At 67.5% G+C, this 17,920-nt stretch carries 17 protein-coding genes; 9 read left to right on the top strand and 8 right to left on the bottom strand.

Features of this window, described 5'->3' with window-relative positions:
- Nucleotides 1-5: 5 nt before the first annotated feature.
- The 4 genes from ipdC to SLQ30_RS24055 all read left to right on the top strand — a co-directional run bounded on the left by ipdC (nucleotide 6) and on the right by SLQ30_RS24055 (nucleotide 4,650).
- Nucleotides 6-1,067: a (3aS,4S,5R,7aS)-5-hydroxy-7a-methyl-1-oxo-octahydro-1H-indene-4-carboxyl-CoA dehydrogenase gene (gene ipdC, locus SLQ30_RS24070; RefSeq protein WP_319449339.1), complete on the top strand. Its 1,062-nt coding sequence runs from the start codon at nucleotides 6-8 to the stop codon at nucleotides 1,065-1,067.
- 86 nt (nucleotides 1,068-1,153) lie between these two features.
- The gene (locus SLQ30_RS24065; protein ID WP_319449293.1) at nucleotides 1,154-2,266 is read left to right on the top strand and encodes an NDMA-dependent alcohol dehydrogenase; all 1,113 of its coding nucleotides are present in this window, start codon (nucleotides 1,154-1,156) and stop codon (nucleotides 2,264-2,266) included.
- A gap of 70 nt (nucleotides 2,267-2,336) precedes the next feature.
- The gene (locus SLQ30_RS24060; RefSeq protein ID WP_319449292.1) at nucleotides 2,337-3,221 is read left to right on the top strand and encodes a hypothetical protein; all 885 of its coding nucleotides are present in this window, start codon (nucleotides 2,337-2,339) and stop codon (nucleotides 3,219-3,221) included.
- Nucleotides 3,222-3,315: 94 nt separating this feature from the next.
- Entirely contained in the window at nucleotides 3,316-4,650 is a 1,335-nt protein-coding gene (locus SLQ30_RS24055; protein ID WP_413468168.1) for an MFS transporter, read from the top strand.
- Here SLQ30_RS24055 and fadA6 read toward each other — a convergent pair.
- From fadA6 to ipdE1, 8 genes are all read right to left on the bottom strand, one after another.
- Nucleotides 4,647-5,795, bottom strand: a complete 1,149-nt coding sequence (gene fadA6, locus SLQ30_RS24050) for a steroid 3-ketoacyl-CoA thiolase FadA6 (RefSeq protein WP_319449291.1) — start codon at nucleotides 5,793-5,795, stop codon at nucleotides 4,647-4,649. The genes SLQ30_RS24055 and fadA6 overlap by 4 nt on opposite strands.
- A gap of 16 nt (nucleotides 5,796-5,811) precedes the next feature.
- A complete protein-coding gene (kstR2, locus tag SLQ30_RS24045; protein WP_319449290.1) occupies nucleotides 5,812-6,405 on the bottom strand; it encodes a TetR family transcriptional regulator KstR2 in 594 nt (197 codons plus the stop codon).
- Nucleotides 6,406-6,447: 42 nt separating this feature from the next.
- Complete coding sequence (locus SLQ30_RS24040; RefSeq protein WP_319449289.1) at nucleotides 6,448-7,998, bottom strand: DUF4173 domain-containing protein; 1,551 nt, start codon at nucleotides 7,996-7,998, stop codon at nucleotides 6,448-6,450.
- Nucleotides 7,995-9,017, bottom strand: coding sequence for a HAMP domain-containing sensor histidine kinase (locus tag SLQ30_RS24035; protein WP_319449337.1), 1,023 nt, complete (start codon nucleotides 9,015-9,017; stop codon nucleotides 7,995-7,997). The genes SLQ30_RS24040 and SLQ30_RS24035 overlap by 4 nt, the downstream gene beginning before the upstream one ends.
- Before the next feature lie 5 nt (nucleotides 9,018-9,022).
- The gene (locus tag SLQ30_RS24030; RefSeq protein ID WP_319449288.1) at nucleotides 9,023-9,688 is read right to left on the bottom strand and encodes a response regulator transcription factor; all 666 of its coding nucleotides are present in this window, start codon (nucleotides 9,686-9,688) and stop codon (nucleotides 9,023-9,025) included.
- 86 nt (nucleotides 9,689-9,774) lie between these two features.
- A complete protein-coding gene (locus SLQ30_RS24025; RefSeq protein WP_319449287.1) occupies nucleotides 9,775-10,044 on the bottom strand; it encodes a hypothetical protein in 270 nt (89 codons plus the stop codon).
- Between the two features lie 31 nt (nucleotides 10,045-10,075).
- The gene (gene ipdF, locus SLQ30_RS24020) at nucleotides 10,076-10,864 is read right to left on the bottom strand and encodes a (5R,7aS)-5-hydroxy-7a-methyl-1-oxo-2,3,5,6,7,7a-hexahydro-1H-indene-carboxyl-CoA reductase (RefSeq protein ID WP_319449286.1); all 789 of its coding nucleotides are present in this window, start codon (nucleotides 10,862-10,864) and stop codon (nucleotides 10,076-10,078) included.
- Nucleotides 10,861-12,009 (bottom strand): acyl-CoA dehydrogenase IpdE1, encoded by a 1,149-nt coding sequence (gene ipdE1, locus SLQ30_RS24015; protein WP_319449285.1) that lies wholly within the window; start codon nucleotides 12,007-12,009, stop codon nucleotides 10,861-10,863. Before ipdE1 ends, ipdF begins: the two co-directional genes overlap by 4 nt.
- A 47-nt stretch (nucleotides 12,010-12,056) precedes the next feature.
- On the opposite strand from ipdE1, the gene fadD3 reads away from it, so the two are divergent.
- From fadD3 to SLQ30_RS23990, 5 genes are read left to right on the top strand one after another with little or no spacing between them, the layout of a single operon-like run.
- Complete coding sequence (gene fadD3, locus SLQ30_RS24010; RefSeq protein WP_319449284.1) at nucleotides 12,057-13,592, top strand: 3-((3aS,4S,7aS)-7a-methyl-1,5-dioxo-octahydro-1H-inden-4-yl)propanoate--CoA ligase FadD3; 1,536 nt, start codon at nucleotides 12,057-12,059, stop codon at nucleotides 13,590-13,592.
- Nucleotides 13,592-14,722 carry an acyl-CoA dehydrogenase family protein gene (locus tag SLQ30_RS24005; RefSeq protein ID WP_319449283.1) on the top strand — a complete coding sequence of 377 codons (1,131 nt, stop codon included), beginning with the start codon at nucleotides 13,592-13,594 and terminating at the stop codon, nucleotides 14,720-14,722. Before fadD3 ends, SLQ30_RS24005 begins: the two co-directional genes overlap by 1 nt.
- A complete protein-coding gene (locus SLQ30_RS24000; protein WP_319449282.1) occupies nucleotides 14,719-15,678 on the top strand; it encodes an acyl-CoA dehydrogenase family protein in 960 nt (319 codons plus the stop codon). Before SLQ30_RS24005 ends, SLQ30_RS24000 begins: the two co-directional genes overlap by 4 nt.
- Entirely contained in the window at nucleotides 15,675-16,616 is a 942-nt protein-coding gene (locus tag SLQ30_RS23995) for an acyl-CoA dehydrogenase family protein (protein WP_319449281.1), read from the top strand. The genes SLQ30_RS24000 and SLQ30_RS23995 overlap by 4 nt, the downstream gene beginning before the upstream one ends.
- A 34-nt stretch (nucleotides 16,617-16,650) precedes the next feature.
- On the top strand, nucleotides 16,651-17,913 hold the full coding sequence (locus SLQ30_RS23990; RefSeq protein WP_319449280.1) for a DUF222 domain-containing protein: 1,263 nt from the start codon (nucleotides 16,651-16,653) through the stop codon (nucleotides 17,911-17,913).
- Nucleotides 17,914-17,920 lie beyond the last annotated feature (7 nt).

Genomic DNA, 17,920 nt, shown 5'->3' with positions numbered 1-17,920 from the left:
AGACACTGCGCACGCCACTCACCGAGCTGGTCGGTATCGAGCATCCCGTCGTGCAGACCGGCATGGGCTGGGTAGCAGGCGCACGGCTTGTCTCGGCGACGTCCAACGCGGGCGGCCTCGGCATCCTCGCGTCCGCGACCATGACGCTCGACGAGTTGGCGACCGCGGTGGCCAAGGTCAAGGCGGCCACCGACAAGCCGTTCGGCATCAACATCCGCGCCGACGCGGCCGACGCGAACGACCGCTGCGACCTGTTGATCCGCGAGGGCGTGAAGGTCGCCTCGTTTGCGCTGGCTCCGAAGCCGGACCTGATCGCCAAGCTGAAAGAGGCTGGCGTGGTGGTCATTCCATCGGTCGGCGCGGCCAAGCACGCCAAGAAGGTGGCGGGGTGGGGCGCCGACGCGGTGATCGTGCAAGGCGGTGAAGGCGGCGGTCACACCGGCCCGGTCGCGACGACACTGCTGTTGCCCTCGGTGCTCGACGCCGTCGCGGACACCGGCATGCCGGTCATCGCCGCGGGCGGATTCTTCGACGGACGCGGCCTGGCCGCAGCCCTGTCGTACGGTGCCGCGGGCGTCGCAATGGGCACCCGATTCCTGTTGACGTCCGACTCGACCGTGCCCGACGCGGTCAAGCAGCGCTATCTGGGGGCCGCGCTGGACGGCACGGTGGTATCGACGCGCGTCGACGGCATGCCGCACCGAGTGTTGCGCACGGGGCTGGTCGAGAAGTTGGAAAGCGGTTCTCCGGTCCGCGGTTTCAGCGCCGCCATCGTCAATGCCCAGAAGTTCAAGAAGATGTCGGGCATGACGTGGCGCTCGATGGTCAAGGACGGGCTGGCCATGCGCCACGGCAAGGAGCTCACCTGGTCGCAGGTCGTCATGGCCGCGAACACCCCGATGTTGTTGAAGGCGGGCCTCGTCGAGGGCAATACCGACGCAGGCGTGTTGGCTTCGGGTCAGGTCGCAGGCATCATCGACGACCTGCCGTCGTGTGCGGAACTCATCGAGACGATCGTGGCCGAGGCCATCACCCACTTGCGGAGCGCGGTGGCCTACGTCGACTAGGTCGCCGTGAAGTCGGTAGCTCGTATTCCGCGCGCGGGTTGAGCAGTTGTATTTACACTGACGTCAGCCGAATTTCGGGGGGCGCCATGAAGATGAACGCTGCCGTGCTCTGGGGCATCGACGAAGACTGGTGTATCGAGGAGGTCGAACTCGACCCGCCCCAAGACGGCGAAGTCCTGGTGTCCTTCGAGGCGACCGGCCTGTGCCATTCGGACCACCACGCGCGGACCGACGACATCGCCAGTCCGCTGCCGATGATCGGTGGCCACGAGGGCGCAGGCGTGGTGCAGGAGGTCGGACCCGGCGTACGCGATCTTCGGCCGGGCGACCACGTGGTGGCTTCGTTCCTGCCTGCGTGCGGACGCTGTCGCTGGTGCGCGCGCGGGCGTCAGAATCTCTGCGATCTCGGTGCGATGTGCAACATCGGCACCCAATTGGACGGCACCTACCGGCGGCACGTCGGAGACCGTGACATCAACGCGATGCTGCTGCTCGGCACGTTCGCTCCCTACGGAACGGTGTCGGACGCCAGCCTGGTCAAGATCGACGACGATCTACCCTTGTCGCGCGCCTGCCTCATCGGCTGCGGCATCACGACGGGATGGGGTTCGGCGGTGAACACCGCAAACGTCAGACCGGGCGACACAGTCGTGGTGATCGGATGCGGCGGCGTCGGCAGTGGTGCGATTCAGGGTGCACGGCTAGCCGGTGCCGAGAAGATCATCGCAGTCGACGTCGTTGAATCCAAGCGCGACAAGGTCTTCCAGTTCGGCGCGACCCATTTCGCCGCCTCGATCGAAGAAGCAGGAGAACTCGTCGGCGAACTGACCCGGGGCGTGATGGCCGATTCCGCGATTCTCACCGTCGGACTCGTCGAGGGAGCCATGATCGGCGAGGCCCTCGAACTCGTCAGCAAGGGCGGCGCGGTGGTGCTGACGGCGCTCGCCCCAACGTCCGACGTGACGCCGACGCTGCCGATGACGACCTTCACGCTCTACCAGAAGCGACTGCTGGGCAGTCTGTTCGGGGAAGCCAACCCGCGCAACGACATCCCGCGGCTGCTGAGCCTCTACCGCGAGGGCAAGCTGCTGCTCGACGAGGCGGTCACGACCGAGTACAAGCTCGCCGACATCAACGTGGCCTACGACGACATGTTCGCGGGCCGCAATATCCGTGGCGTGGTCATCCACGACCACTGAGCTCCGTGGTGCCGACGCCGCCGGGTAACGTCCGGGTGCAATGAACCACGCGTCGGGAGTTTGCTGATCCATGACCGAAGGCACCGGCCCACCGGACGTGCGCCAGCGGCTACAGGACCGCTATCGACGGTTGGCCGAGGCCAGGCGACTGCGGCCCGTCGCGGCAATCGTGGGGCGCTTCAACGAGATCGACGGCGGCACGCTTGGCGTCATGGTGTCGGTGCAGCTTTTCATCACCGTCATCCCACTGATGATCATGGGCTTTTCCTACATGCGGGGATTCGCCGACAACGCCAGCCCCGGAACACTCGTCATCCGCGAACTCGGGCTGGTTCACCCGGCGGCCGACCACGTGCGTTCGGCGTTCGGTCATTCGTCGGCGCTGAGGTCCAGCTGGACGTTCCTCGGCGTCGCCGGCTTCCTCATCTGGGGCATCCCGATGGGCATCATGATCGCGGGGATATTCGCAAAGGCCTGGCGCCGTGAGCAATTCGGGCTGCTCGGCAGGCTGTGGCGAGGCGTGGTGTGGTTCGCCCTGTACCTGACGATGATCGGCCTGCGCGATCGAATCGCGTTCGGCGGTGACCACCACACCGGGATGCGAATGGTGCGATTCGCGGTCTCGCTATTACCGGTCTGGATCTTCTGGTCGCTCACCCCGGCGCTGCTTGTCCGCGACGGCGGCCGCGGCCGCAACTACCTGATGCTCGCCGGACTCGCCGGTGTGGTGATCGACGGGATCGTGCTGCCGCTCGGTTCCCGCTGGCTGTTCCCACCCGTGCTGGACGGTTGGGAGGAGCTCGGACCGATCGGTGTCGCGATGGCACTGCTGACGTGGTGCGGCGCGGTCGGGACGGGGTGGGTGGTCACGACGTGCGTCGGCGCGGTGCTGTGGGAGCGCTATGCCCCGTCCAAGACGGTCGTGGAGTCGCAGCTCGACCAGGCAGACAGCTAGCCGAGCAAAACGCGCAGAACTGGCAGATCGCCGTTTACGCGGGTTGCGCGCGCAAGCGTGACCGATCATATGGTGCGGAAATAGCTTGAGCCGCATGACCACAATTGCCACGCCGCCGGCCACCGGCAGCATTTCGATGAAGCGCGTCGCCCTCGCCAGCTACGTGGGCTCGGCGATCGAGTACTACGACTTCTACATCTACGGCACCGCGGCGGCATTGGTGTTCCCCAAGGTGTTCTTCCCTCACCTCGGTGCGACGATGGCCGCGGTCGCCTCGATGGCCACTTTCGCAGCCGCATTCCTGTCCCGCCCCGCGGGCGCGGCCTTCTTCGGCCACTTCGGTGATCGACTGGGCCGCAAGGCAACACTGACCACCACGCTGCTGATCATGGGGCTGTCGACCGTTGCCGTCGGGCTGGTTCCCGGTGCCGTCACCATCGGCGTCGCGGCGCCGGTGATCCTGCTGGCGCTTCGGCTCGCGCAGGGCTTCGCCGTCGGCGGCGAGTGGGCCGGTTCGGCACTGCTTGCCACCGAACACGCGCCCGCGGGTGCCCGTGGCCGCTACGGCATGTTCACGTCGTTGGGCGCGGGCAGCGGCTTGGTGCTGAGCAGCCTGGTGTTCCTCCTCGTCAACTCCACCATCGGCGAGGTGAGCCAGGCGTTCCTGGACTGGGCGTGGCGCCTGCCGTTCCTGTTCAGCATCGTGCTGATCGCGATCGCCCTGTACGTGCGGCTGCACGTGGCCGAGACACCAGTGTTCGCCCGCCAGCGTTCGCGCGGCGCCACCGTCAGGACGCCCGTTGCCGACCTGTTCGCCCGGCAGCGTCGCGAGGTTCTGCTCGGCGCGGGCAGCATGGTCGGCTTCTTCGCCTTTGGTTACACCGCGAACACGTTCATGGCCGGCTACGCCCGCACGCAGGTCGGCTTCTCCCCCGACTCGATTCTCTTCGTGAACGTCCTTGGCGGAATCACGGCGCTGGTGTTCTGCGCGTTGTCGGCGGTGGCGTGCGACGCGTTTGGGCGCCGCCGCGTCATCATGGTCGCGCTCGCGGCGGGCGTGCCCTGGGCGTTCGTGCTGATCCCGTTGGTGGACACAGGAAATCTGACGTGGTTCGCGGTGGCGATCGTCGGCACGTATGCGATCGCCGGGACGTCCTACGGCCCGATGGGAGCCTTCATCCCGGAGATCTTCGCAACGCGGTACCGCTACAGCGGTGCGGGGCTGGCACTCAACGTCGCCGGTCTGGTCGGCGGCGCGGTGCCGCCGCTGATCGCTGCCCCTCTGGTGGCCACCTGGGGTGGTGTCGCGGTCGGCGTGATGCTGGCGTGCTTCGCCACCGTCGGCCTGGTGAGCACGTTCCTGCTGCCGGAGACGATGGGCGCCGCAATGGGCGAGGACGAGCGGCTCGAGCAATTGGCCAACTGCTAGAGGCGCTCGATGATCGTGACGTTGGCGGTGCCGCCGCCCTCGCACATCGTCTGCAGTCCGTATCGACCGCCGGTGCGCTCCAACGTGTTCAGCATCGTCGCGAAGAGCTTCGCGCCCGTCGCTCCGAGCGGGTGACCGAGGGCGATCGCGCCGCCACTCGGGTTCACCTTCGCCGGATCGGCCCCGGTCTCCTTGAGCCACGCCATCACGACCGGCGCGAAGGCCTCGTTGATCTCGACGGTGTCGATGTCCTCGATCGACAGGCCGGTCTTCTCCAGCGCGTAGTGGGTGGCCGGGATCGGACCCGTCAACATGTACACCGGGTCGGCACCACGCGCACTGATGTGGTGGATGCGGGCGCGCGGCTTGAGCCCGTGGTCCTTGACCGCCTGCTCTGAAGCGAGCAGCACCGCGCTTGCGCCGTCGGAGATTTGGCTGGCCATTGCTGCCGTCAACCGGCCACCCTCGACCAGCGTCTTGAGCCCGGCCATCTTCTCCAGTGAGGTATCGCGCGGGCCCTCATCGGTGACGAAGCCGTCCACCGCAATGATTTCGTTCTCGAAGTACCCGGAGCGGATCGCCTCCTGAGCCCGCTGGTGGCTGGTGAGCGCGAACTGCTCCATTTCCTCGCGGGAGAGGTTCCACTTCTCGGCGATCATCTCGGAGCCGCGGAATTGCGAGATCTCCTGGTCGCCGTAGCGGTGCAGCCAACTCTTCGATTCGTTGGTGGGCGAGGTGAATCCGAACTGCTCGCCGACGATCATCGCCGAACTGATCGGAATCTGGCTCATGTTCTGCATGCCACCCGCGACGATGATGTCCGCGGTGCCCGACATGATCGCCTGTGCGCCAAAGGAAATCGCCTGCTGACTCGATCCGCACTGCCGGTCGACGGTGACACCGGGCACCTCCTCCGGGAAGCCGGCCGCCAGCCACGACAGACGCGCGATGTTGCCCGCCTGGCCACCGATGGCGTCGACGCAGCCGGCGATGACGTCGGTGACGGTGCCGGGGTCGACGTCGTTGCGCTCGAACAGGCCACGCCACGCGGCCGCACCGAGATCGACGGGGTGAACCCCGGCCAACCCTCCGTTGCGCTTTCCGACTGCGGTGCGCACAGCGTCGATGACATACGCGTCAGCCATGTTTCGTCTCCTTGCGTTATGCGTCGCCGACGGTGATTCCGCCGAGCACGATGTCGAGATACTGCCTGCCGACCTGTTCCGCCGTTAGCGGCCCGCCGGGCTGATACCACTGGACCGAGACCCACGTGGTGTCGCGGATGAAGCGGTACACAAGGTCGACGTCGAGGTCGGGCCGGAAGCAGCCCTCCGCGACGCCCTGCTTGAGCAAGTCGAGCCACATCGTCCGTTGTTCCCTGTTGCGGGTGTCGAGGAACTCGAACTGCGGCAGCCCCGACAGCCTTTTGGCCTCGTCCTGGTAGATGACGACCTGGGCGTGGCGGTGCTCGATGGCCTCGAAGGACGCCATGAACAGTCCACTCACGCACTCGAGCGGATCGGTCGAACCGTCGACGATCTGCTGGTACCGGGCGAACAGCCAATCGAGAAAGTCGCGGAGGACCTCTTCGACCATCTGCTCCTTGGACTTGAAGTGGTGGTAGAGACTGCCCGAGAGGATGCCTGCTGAGTCGGCGATGTCGCGCACGGTCGTCGCACGCAGGCCACGCTCAGCGAACATCTCCGCGGCGAGGTCGAGAAGCTCGTCGCGGCGGCTCGGAAGCGCCTTGTCCACCCGATCAGCATAGCTACCAAGCGCTTGCTTGGCCACCCGGGGCTACGGTCGCGAGTAGTCGTCGTCCCAGCAGTCCGCGCACGCATCCGCCGGCAGGGCTTCACCGTGGGGTGCGCGGGCGCGGGACACGTTGAATTCGTACCAGGCGTCGGGGTCCTCAAGCCGGTAGAGCGCACACCGCGCAATCGCGTCGGGCAGACGCCGAAGCGCCGGTTCCACGTCGGTCGACAGGCGCAAGAGGTAGTCGGTATCCAGCAGCCCGGTCTGCTGGTAGCGGTCGATGTTGCGGTCGGCGATCAACCGTTCGGGGTTGAGCGCCGCCACACCGAGCAGCGCCACCGCTCCAGCGACTAGCACCGCATGAGGGAGCCAGCGCGCCGTCATCTTCAGGCCCGCCACGGCGATCAGCACGAACACCGCGCCGAGCCAGAGCTCGATGACGATCACCATCAGCCGTTGGACGCTGAACCCGTAGGCCTGCTGATACAGCCACATCCGGTGGATCGCCGAGATCACCACCACCACCGAGGTCACGCACGTGGTTCCGACGAGTACCCGCAGCAGCCTGCGGTCGGCGACGGTGACCCGCCCGGCCACCCGGATGACGACGCTGAGCACCAACAAGGTCAGCGCGGACACCCAGAGCAGTTGCCAGAAGCCCTGGCGGGCGTACTCGGCGTAGGTCAGGCCCTCGGTTTCCAGCACGTGGCTGTGGCCGCCGAACAGGACCGTCGCCTGCACGGCCACGAAGGCAATGAACAAGGCATCGAGCACGCCAAGCGGCAGCGCCCATTCCCACTGCGGTACCGGTCGCGTCGGAGCGGGTGCCATCGCGTCCAGCCGTGGCGCGAACCGCAGCAGGTAGGCACCCCCTAGTGCGAACGCCAGCACCATGCCGAAAACAACTACCCGCGCGACGATGTCGCCGACGTCCAGCGCGGGTACGAAATTGCCAGCCAGATGCGCGAACGCCGGATCCGCTGCGGCGAACAACCCGCCGAACACCAGCACCAGCACCACCGTGATCGCGACGACGGCGGCCGCCCGGCCCGCCTTCGGCACGCCCGCCCGATGCGGCACCAAATCAGGCCCCGCGCGTCGCACCCAGCCGGAGACCCGGGCCGGGAGCGCCCACGGCACAAACGGCGCTGCGAAGACGGCGGTCCACGTGCGACCGCCTGCGAGCGTGGCCCAGCCCACGATCCACGCGGCCATGATGCACAGCACGCCCAGCCACTGCGCCGCCAGCAGGGCAGGCACCGCGAGCAGGGCCAGGGTCAACGCCATCCCGCCCCATTCCCGACGAGTCGGACGACGGTCAGCCTTCCCGTAGACCAGGCCGAACACCATTACCCCAACGACCAGGTAGCCGACGCTGAGTACCGTTGGCCGCCACAGCGCGGTGCCAAGCACGCCGACCAGGACGGCCGACGTGACGAGCCGACGCGGCGCCCGAGCCGTGGGATCGAGCGGCCACACCCGGCGCGGCCAGACCGTCCAGCCCGGCTCGCCGTAGCGCGGCAGCCACGGACCCAGCACGGGCGGCGGCTGCGGTGGGGGCGCCGTGTGCCACCCCGGTGCCATCATCGTCATACGAGCTCCTCCGTCGTAGGCAGGCGTGGGATCGTGACTGCGATTCGGCAGCCCGACCTGACTTCCATGACTTCGATTGCGCCGCCGTGTAATTCGACGGCCCAGCGGGCGATGGCCAAGCCGAGGCCGGTGCCGCCTGCCGAGGTGGCGCCGCGATTGAAGCGTTGGAAGACGCGTTCGCGTTCGTCGGCAGGGATGCCCGGCCCTTCGTCGCAGACGTCCAGTCGCAGTCCCGACGACTCGGCGGCGTGCGCCCGCACCGAAACCCGGCCGGCGGCCGGACTGTGCCGAATTGCGTTGTCCACCAGGTTGACCACCACCTGCCGCAGTCGCGCGGGATCTGCGACGGCGAGGAGGTCGGGTGGCGAGGCGGACACCACGACGTCGACACCATGGGGTGACACGGCGACGTGCCCGACGGCCTCGAGCAGGAACTCCTCGACACGGAACTGGGTGACCTGCAGGGGAACCACCCCACCTTCGAGGCGGGAGAGGTCGAGCAGGTTGGTCACAAGCTCACCCAACCGTTCGGTCTGCGACAACGCCATCCGCATGGTTTCGGTGTCGGGTTCTGCGACACCGTCGACGACGTTCTCGAGCACCGCGCGTAGGGCCGTGATGGGGGTGCGCAACTCGTGTGAGACGTTGGCGATGAGCCCGCGCCGATACTCGTCAGCGGCCCCAAGGTCGGCCGCCATCTGATTGAAGGCCGTTGCCAATTGCCCGATTTCGTCGCGCGAGGTCGCACGCACCCGGAGGCTGTAATCGCCGCGGGCCATCGCCCGGGCCGCGGCCGTCATCTGCCGCAGCGGCGAGGTCATCCCGTGCGCGACGAACTGAGTGAACAACAGCGACGTAGCGAGCGCAGCCAGCAGGGCGTAGCGGAACTTCCAACTCGCGCCAAACCAGAACGTCAGCGCGGCCAAGGTGATCGCACCCGCGACCAGCAGTCCAGTCTTGACCTTGAATGATCCGAACGGATCCAACGGGCGCGGCAGCCGGTCCCAGACCCTGCCCAGCCAGCTCACCGTGGTATCTCCAACGCATAGCCGACGCCGTGCACCGTGCGGATCAGTTCGGCACCAAGCTTGCGCCGCAACGCCTTTACGTGGCTGTCCACCGTACGGCTCTCCACGTCGGATGGAGGTCCCCAAATGTGTTCGAGCAGTGCGGCGCGCGACACCGCGGCGCGGGGGCGGCCCGCGAGGAAGGCCAGCAGGTCGAATTCGATTCGGGTGAGGTGGATCTCCTCATCTGCGCGGTGGACCCGGCGGGCCTGCAGGTCGATTCGATAGAGGCCGAACGAAAGTGGCGCCGCGTCGCCCACGCGATCCATCCGACGCAGCAGCACGCGGACACGGGCGACGAGTTCGCGCATGCTGAACGGCTTCGTCAGGTAGTCATCGGCGCCGATGCCCAGCCCGACAAGCATGTCCGTCTCGTCGCTTCGGGCCGTCAACATCAGCACCGGTGTCGCCCGCACCGCCTGAATCCGTCGACACACCTCCAGGCCATCGAATCCAGGCAGCATCACGTCGAGCACCACCAGGTCGGGATCGGTGGCCGCGGCCGCCGCCACCGCCGACGGCCCGTCCACGGCGGTCTCCACGAGAAATTCCTCGGCACGGAGCCGGGTGGCCACTGCGGCCAGGATGGTCGGCTCGTCGTCGACCACCAGAATTCGCTTCACACCCCGACTGTAGGTGCAGGCTGTGGTGTTTCTGCGTGGCGTTTGTGAAGATACCGTGGAGATTTTCTAGCTGAGTTTCCCAGCCGTCAGGCCAGCTCGCCGATCTTGGCGGCCTGCTTGTCGGCAGGCTGACACAGCCCGATCAGCGTGATCCGTTTGTTCTCGACATCCTGGGTCGACCCGTTGCGGCCGTTGCGCTCCTTCAGCATGCGGGCCGCCGTCGCGTCCTTGTCGTTGTTGCTCATGGCGAGGAAGTCCTTGCAGGTGGTGTCGCCGCCACTGTTGCTTGCGCCTCCGCAGCCGCCCAACACCAGCCCGCCGATGACGGCTGCTGCGACGACAGCTGTTCTATTCATGCCGCCCAGCGTATCGGGGGCGCCGCCGAGCTCAGGCGCGCTGACTCGATACGGAGATGACTTCACCCGTCAGGTAACTGGAGTAGTCACTTGCGAGGAAGGCGATGGTGGCCGCGATCTCCCACGGCTCGGCCGCCCGCCCGAACGCCTCGTCGGACGACAGCCGGTCGAGCAACTCCGAGCTACTCGTCTTCTCGAGGAACTTGTGCCTGGCGATGCTGGGCGACACGGCGTTGATACGTACCCCGAACTCGACGGCTTCGATTGCGCTGCAACGCGTCAACGCCATGACGCCGGCCTTTGCGGCGGCGTAGTGAGCTTGCGAGTGCTGGGCGCGCCAACCCAGCACGCTGGCGTTGTTGACGATGACGCCGCCGTGGGGGACCTCGCGGAAGTAGCGCAAGGCCGCCCTGGTGGCCCGCATGACGGACGTCAGGGTCACGTTCAGCACGCGGTCCCACTCCTCGTCGGTCATGTCGACGACCGGCGTCTGGCCGCCGAGCCCGGCATTGTTGACCAGTACGTCAAGCCTGCCCATCTGCTCGACGGTCCTCGCGATCAGCGCGTCGACGGCCTCGGTCGACGTCACGTCGCACACCACCGCCTCAACCCGGCCGAGCCCGAGTCCGGCGAGCTCGTCGCGGGTCTCGCCCAGCCGGCGCTCGTGGTAGTCGGAGACGACGACGTCGGCACCTTCGGCCAGCGCCCTACGGGCCGTTGACGATCCGATACCGGTGCCCGCGGCGGCCGTGACGAGCACGACCTTGCCTGCGAGCAGTCCGTGTCCGTCTATCTCTTTCGGCGCTTCCGCGAGGCTCATCCTTTTACTTCCCTAGGTAATCCGAGCACCCGCTCGGCAATGATGTTGCGCTGGATCTCGTTGGACCCGCCATAGATGGTGTCCGAGCGGGAAAACAGGTACGTCCGTTGCCATTCGTCGAATTCGTCGTCGGCGAGCACAAGTCCGGCCTTGCCCTGGACGTCCATGGCGAGCTCGCCGAGCGCGCGATGCCAGTTGGCCCACAACAACTTCGACACGTTGTCTTGGCCCGGTTGTTCCACGTCCATGGTCGCCAGCGCGTACGACCGCATGGTCTGCAGACCCGCCCACGACCGGGTGAGCCGTTCGCGGATCAGCGGATCGTCGATGGCGCCGGTCCGCTTGGCCAGTTCCGCCACCCCGGAAAGCTCACGCGCATAACGGATCTGCTGACCGAGCGTCGACACCCCGCGCTCGAAGGTCAGCGTTCCCATGGCGACGCGCCAACCGTCGCCCGGCGTACCGACGACGAGGTCGGCGTCGGTACGCGCGTCGTCGAAGAAGACTTCGTTGAACTCCGAGTCGCCCGTGAGTTGGACGATCGGGCGGACTTCCACGCCCGGCTGATCCAACGGCACCAGCAGGTAGGACAACCCCGCGTGCCGCTTGGAACCCTTCTCGGTGCGCGCCACGACGAAGCACCACTGGGCCCAGTGCGCCAGCGACGTCCACACCTTCTGCCCGTTGATCACCCACGCGTCACCGTCGAGCTCGGCTGCGGTCGACACGTTCGCGAGGTCGCTGCCCGCGCCAGGTTCGGAGTAGCCCTGGCACCACAGTTCGGTGACGTCGAGGATCTTCGGAAGGAATCGCTTCTGCTGCTCCTCCGTACCGAATGCGATGAGGGTGGGGCCCAGCAGTTCTTCGCCGAAGTGGTTGACCTTGTCGGGGGCGTCGGCCTTGGCGTATTCCTCGTAGAACGCCACCCGGTGCGCGACGGACAGGCCGCGTCCACCGTGCTCCTCCGGCCACCCGAGACAGGTGAGGCCGGCCGCCGCGAGCTTGCGGTTCCACACCAGTCGTTCTTCGAATGCCTCGTTGTCGCGACCCGGCCCGCCAAGCCCCTTGAGCGCGACGAATTCGCCGACCAGATTGTCTGCTAGCCACTCCCGGACCTCGGCCCGGAACGTCTGGACCTCTATCACCCCTGTAGGCTAACCTACCAAGCACTTGCTTTGTTAGAGGAGCCTCAATGCCGACGCCCGATGGGCTGGAGCCGTCCACCATCCCGGCGGTGTTGGACCGAATCAGCGCCGAGTTCTCCGACCGGGAAGCGCTGATCACCGACGACCGACAGCTGACGTTCGCCGAGCTCCGCGCGGAAGCCAGACAGGCCGCCGCCGCGCTGATCGCCCACGGTGTCGCCGCGGGCGACCGCGTCGCGATCTGGTCACCGAACACCTGGCACTGGGTGGTCGGGTGCCTGGCCACGCACTGCGCGGGTGCCGTGGTCGTGCCGCTCAACACCCGCTATACGGCACGCGAGGCCGCCGACATCCTGAGCCGCACCGCCGCACCGCTGCTGTTCGTTTCGGGTGAGTTCCTCGGTGCCGACAAGGCGGCCGACCTCGACCGCGATGCGCTGCCCGCGCTGCGTCACGTCGTCCGCATTCCCATCGACTCCGACGACGGGACGTGGGACGAGTTCGTCGCCAGCGGAACCGACCTCGCGGCCGTGGACGCGCGCTCGGCGGCGCTGACCCCCGACGACGTCTCCGACATCCTCTTCACGTCCGGTACCACCGGCCGCAGCAAGGGCGTGCTCTGCGCACACCGCCAATCGCTCGCGGCGCCTGCGGCCTGGGCGGCGTGCGGCGAACTCACCAGCGCCGACCGCTACCTGTGCATCAACCCGTTCTTCCACAACTTCGGCTACAAGGCCGGCATCCTGACCTGTCTTCAGATGGGCGCAACGCTGATTCCGCAGCTGACCTTCGACCCCGAGCAGGCCATGCGGGCTGTGCAGGACCACCGCATCACGGTGTTGCCCGGTCCGCCGACGATCTACCAGACCCTGCTCGACCACCCAAGGCGCTCCGCGTACGACCTGACGTCGCTGCGGTTCGCCGTCACCGGCGCGGCCACCATTCCCGTGGTGTTGATCGAGCGGATGCAGACCGAACTGGACATCGACATCGTGCTCACGGCCTACGGGCTCACGGAGGCAAGCGGTTTCGGGACGATGTGCAGACCAGACGACGACGCCGTGACGGTCGCGACCACCAGCGGGCGGCCGATCGCCGACTTCGAGTTGCGGATCGCCGAGGACTCCGGCGAGGTCCTGCTGCGCGGACCCAACGTGATGCTGGGTTACCTCGATGACGCCGACGCCACCGCCGCCGCCATCGACGCCGACGGCTGGCTGCACACCGGCGACATCGGAGCGCTCGACGACCGCGGCAATCTCCGCATCACCGACCGGCTCAAGGACATGTACATCTGCGGCGGCTTCAACGTCTACCCCGCCGAGATCGAACAGGTGCTGGCCCGACTTGACGGCGTCGCGGACAGTGCGGTGATCGGCGTGCCCGACGAACGGCTCGGCGAGGTCGGGAAGGCGTTCATCGTCGTCAAGCCCGGCGCCGCGCTGGACGAACAGTCCGTGATCGCCTACACGCGTGAGCATCTGGCGAATTTCAAGGCGCCACGCTCGGTGACCTTCCTGGAGGCGCTGCCGCGCAACCCCGGCGGCAAAGTGGTCAAACCCCAACTGCGAGAGCTGATCTGATGGACTTGCACTTCGACGACGACACCGAGGAGTTCCGGGCCGAGGTCAGGGACTTCCTGGCCGCCAACAAGGCCCAATTCCCGACGGAGTCCTACGACACCGCAGCAGGATTCGAGCAGCATCGACATTGGGACAAGGTGCTGTTCGACGCCGGACTGTCGGTGATCGCGTGGCCCAAGAAATACGGCGGCCGCGACGCCACGCTGTTGCAGTGGATCGTGTACGAAGAGGAGTACTTCCGCGCTGGGGCGCCCGGTCGCGCGAGCGCAAACGGTACGTCGATGCTCGCCCCGACGTTGTTCGCGCACGGCACAGAAGAGCAGCTGGACCGCGTGCTACCGAAGATGGCCAGCGGCGAACAGATCTGGGCGCAGGCGTGGTCGGAGCCGGAGTCGGGCAGTGACCTCGCGTCGCTGCGCTCGACGGCCACCAAGGTCGACGGCGGTTGGAAGCTCAACGGTCAGAAGATCTGGAGTTCGCGGGCGCCGTTTGGAGACAGGGGATTCGGACTCTTCCGGTCCGATCCCGCGGCTCAGCGGCACAAGGGTCTGACCTACTTCATGTTCGATCTCGACGCCGAAGGAATCACCGTCCGCCCCATCGCCCAACTGGGCGGTGATACCGGCTTCGGCGAGATCTTCCTCGATGACGTGTTCGTTCCGGACTCCGACGTCATCGGAGGAGTGCACGACGGCTGGCGCGCGGCGATGAGCACGTCGAGCAACGAGCGTGGCATGTCGCTGCGCAGCCCGGCCCGGTTCCTCGCTCCTGCCGAAAGGCTGGTGGCTACCTGGGCACAGGACCGCGACCCCGCCTACGCCGACCGCGTCGCCGACGCTTGGATCAAGGCGCAGGCCTACCGGCTGCACACGTTCGGCACCGTCACCCGGCTGGCCGCAGGCGGCGAACTCGGCGCGGAGTCGTCCATCACCAAGGTGTTCTGGTCGGACCTCGACGTCGCCATCCACCAGACCGCACTGGACCTACGCGGGCCGGACGCCGAGTTGGTCGACTCATGGACGGACGGACTGCTCTTCGCGCTGGGCGGCCCGATCTACGCGGGTACCAACGAGATTCAGCGCAACATCATCGCCGAGCGGCTGCTGGGCCTGCCCCGGGAGCCAAAGTGAAATTTGATCTTGACGACCAGCAGCGTGACTTCGCCGCGAGTATCGACGGCGCACTGAGGGCCGCGGACGTACCCGCCGCCGTGCACGCATGGGCCGCAGGCGACACCGGACCCGGGCGCAAGGTGTGGTCGACGCTGGCCGAGCTCGGCGTGACGGCGCTGGTGGTGCCGGAGCGCTATGACGGCATCGAGGCCCACCCCGTCGATCTGGTGGTAGCGCTGGAGCGGCTCGGTTACTTCGGCGTGCCGGGCCCGGTCACCGAATCGGTTGCCGTGGCACCGATCCTGCTTGCCAACGACGAGCGCGCGGCCGCCTTGGCATCGGGCGAACTCATCGTCACCGTCGCGATGCCACCACACGTGCCGCGGGCCGTCGACGCCGACACCGCGGGGCTGATCCTGGTGGCAGCCGACGGTGAGGTGCGTGACGGCACCGCGGGCGCCGAGCACGCGTCCGTCGACCCCGCGCGTAGGTTGTTCGAGGTGTCGGGTTCCGGCGACGCACTGCCTGCCGACACGGCGCTTGCCTTCGAGTTTGGCGCCTTGGCCACCGCCGCACAGTTGGTCGGTGCTGGCCAGGCCATGCTCGACGGTTCGGTCGAATACGCCAAGCAGCGCAGCCAGTTTGGTCGCGTGATCGGGTCCTACCAGGCCATCAAACACAAGCTGGCCGACGTCTACATCGCGGTCGAGTTGGCCCGGCCGCTCGTCTACGGCGCTGCGCTGTCTCTTGCCGAGGGCTCACCCGACGCGGCGCGTGACGTCAGCGCTGCAGCCGCCGCCGCGGCCGACGCCGCACTGCTGTCGGCGCGGTCGTCATTGCAGGCCCACGGTGCCATCGGCTTCACTCAGGAGCACGATCTTTCGCTTCTGCTGTTGCGGGTGCAGGCCCTGCGCTCGTCGTGGGGTGATGCGACGTGGCACCGCCGCCGAGTTCTGGAGGAGCTAATCCGATGAGTGAAGAACGCGAACTACTGCGCGATACCGTCGCGTCCCTCGTCGAGAAGCACGCAGGTCCGGAAGCCGTGCGGCGCGCCTTCGAAACCGACCTCGGCTACGACGAGAAGTTGTGGAAGTTGTTGTGCGAGCAGGTCGGGGCCGCGGCGCTCGTCGTCCCAGAGGAGTTGGGTGGTGCGGGTGGGGCGCTGGCCGATGCCGCCGTGGTCATCGCGGAGCTCGGCAAGGGCCTGGTGCCGACTCCGCTGCTCGGAACGACGTTGACCGAGCTCGCACTGCTCGCGTCGGACGAGCCGGACGGGGACACCCTGGAGAAGCTCGCCGAGGGCCACTCGATCGGCGCGGTCGTCTTCGACCCCGATTACGTGGTCAACGGCGACGTCGCAGACGTCGTCATCGCGGCCGAAGGGGGAAGGCTTGTCCGGTGGACCGAGTTCACCGCACACCCGGCGACGGCGATGGATCCCACCCGGCGGCTGGCCCGGCTCGAACCGAAGACCACGTCAGACCTCGGGGCCGATCCAGGCTTGGCGGACACAGCCGCAATCCTGTTGGCCGTAGAGCAGATTGGTGCCGCGACCCGCTGCCTCGACCTCACCGTGGCATACACCAAGGACCGTGTGCAGTTCGGCAGGCCGATCGGCAGCTTCCAGGCACTCAAGCACCGGATGGCCGACCTCTACGTACTCGTCCAGTCGGCGCGCGCAGTGGTGAACGACGCCGTCGCCGATCCGACTCCGACCGCGGCGGCGCTTGCCAGGGTCTTGGCGAGTGAGGCGTTCAGCGCCGTCGCGGCCGAGGCCATCCAGATGCACGGCGGCATCGCGATCACCTGGGAGCACGACATCCAGCTGTACTTCAAGCGCGCGCACGGCAGTGCGCAGCTGCTCGGATCGCCACGCGAGCATCTGCGCCGGCTCGAGTCCGAAGTGCTCTGAGCACTTGTCGTAGATGCGGTGTACAGTCGAACGTATGTTCGATGAATTGGCGGTTCTCGACCCTACCGCCGACGAAGCAGCGCTAATCGCCCGGATCACCGCGCTGGAGATCGCGAAGTCCGCTGCTGCGGCCGGACAGGCCAGGGCGACAGCAGCACTGGATGCTGCACGCCGCAGCGCGCAGAAAACACTGGGGATGCCGGCGGCGAAACGGGGCAAGGGCCTCGCCAGTGAGATAGCGCTCGCCCGTCACGATTCCCCCAACCGCGGCAACCAGCATCTTGGGTTCGCCAACGCCCTGGTTCACGACATGCCCCATACGTTGGCGGCATTGTCGGTGGGGGTGCTCTCGGAGTGGCGGGCCGCGCTGGTCGTGCGGGAGTCGGCCTGCCTGAGCGTCGAGGATCGGCGCAGCTTGGATGCCGAGTTGTGCGCCGACCAGAACGGGTTGGCAGGCCTGGGTAACAAGCGGATCGAAGCGGCCGCCAAGTCGATTGCCTATCGGCTCGATCCGCAGGCGGTCACCGACCGCGCGGCGCGCGCGCCCAGTGAGCGGGGGGTCGCGCTCCGCCCCGCCCCGGACGCGATGTCGTATCTGACCGCGCTGCTGCCGATGTCGCAGGGCATGGCGGTGCACGCCGCGTTGAAGGAGGCCGCTGACACTTGCGGGGATGGGCGGGCACGCGGTCACGTCATGGCCGACACCCTGGTGCAACGGATCACCGGACGCCCCGCCGAGGTCCCAGTGCCGGTCGCGGTGAACCTGGTAATCACCGACGAGAGCCTGCTCGTCGGTAACACCACCCCCGCCCGAGTCCCCGGCTACGGGCCGATCCCCGCCGCGATCGCCCGACGCCTCATCGGCGGCGCCGTCTGGGACGACCAGTCCAAGGCCACGCTGCGCCGGCTCTACAAACACCCCACGTCCGGGGCGCTCGTCGCGATGGAGTCCAAGGCACGGTGCTTCCCGAAGGGCCTTGCGGCATTGATCGCCATCCGCGACGACACCTGCCGCACCCCCTACTGCGACGCCCCGATCCGGCACACCGATCACGCCGAGCCCCACATCCGCGGCGGCCCCACCAACGCGGTCAACGGCAACGGCACCTGCGCAGCCTGCAACTACACCAAAGAGGCCCCCGGCTGGCGAGTGCACGCCTGGACCCAGGATGACGGTACCCACGTCGTCGAATTCACCACCCCCACCGGGAGCCGCCACCGATCGACGGCGCCGCCGCTACCCGGCGACGTCGAGGGCGGCCTCGCCAACCACCTCGCCCACCACCGCGCCGCTTAGGGGCCCC

The sequence above is a fragment of the Mycobacterium sp. RTGN4 genome (assembly GCF_033804635.1).
Lineage (GTDB): Bacteria > Actinomycetota > Actinomycetes > Mycobacteriales > Mycobacteriaceae > Mycobacterium.
This window is presented reverse-complemented; position numbering and strand designations above follow the sequence as displayed.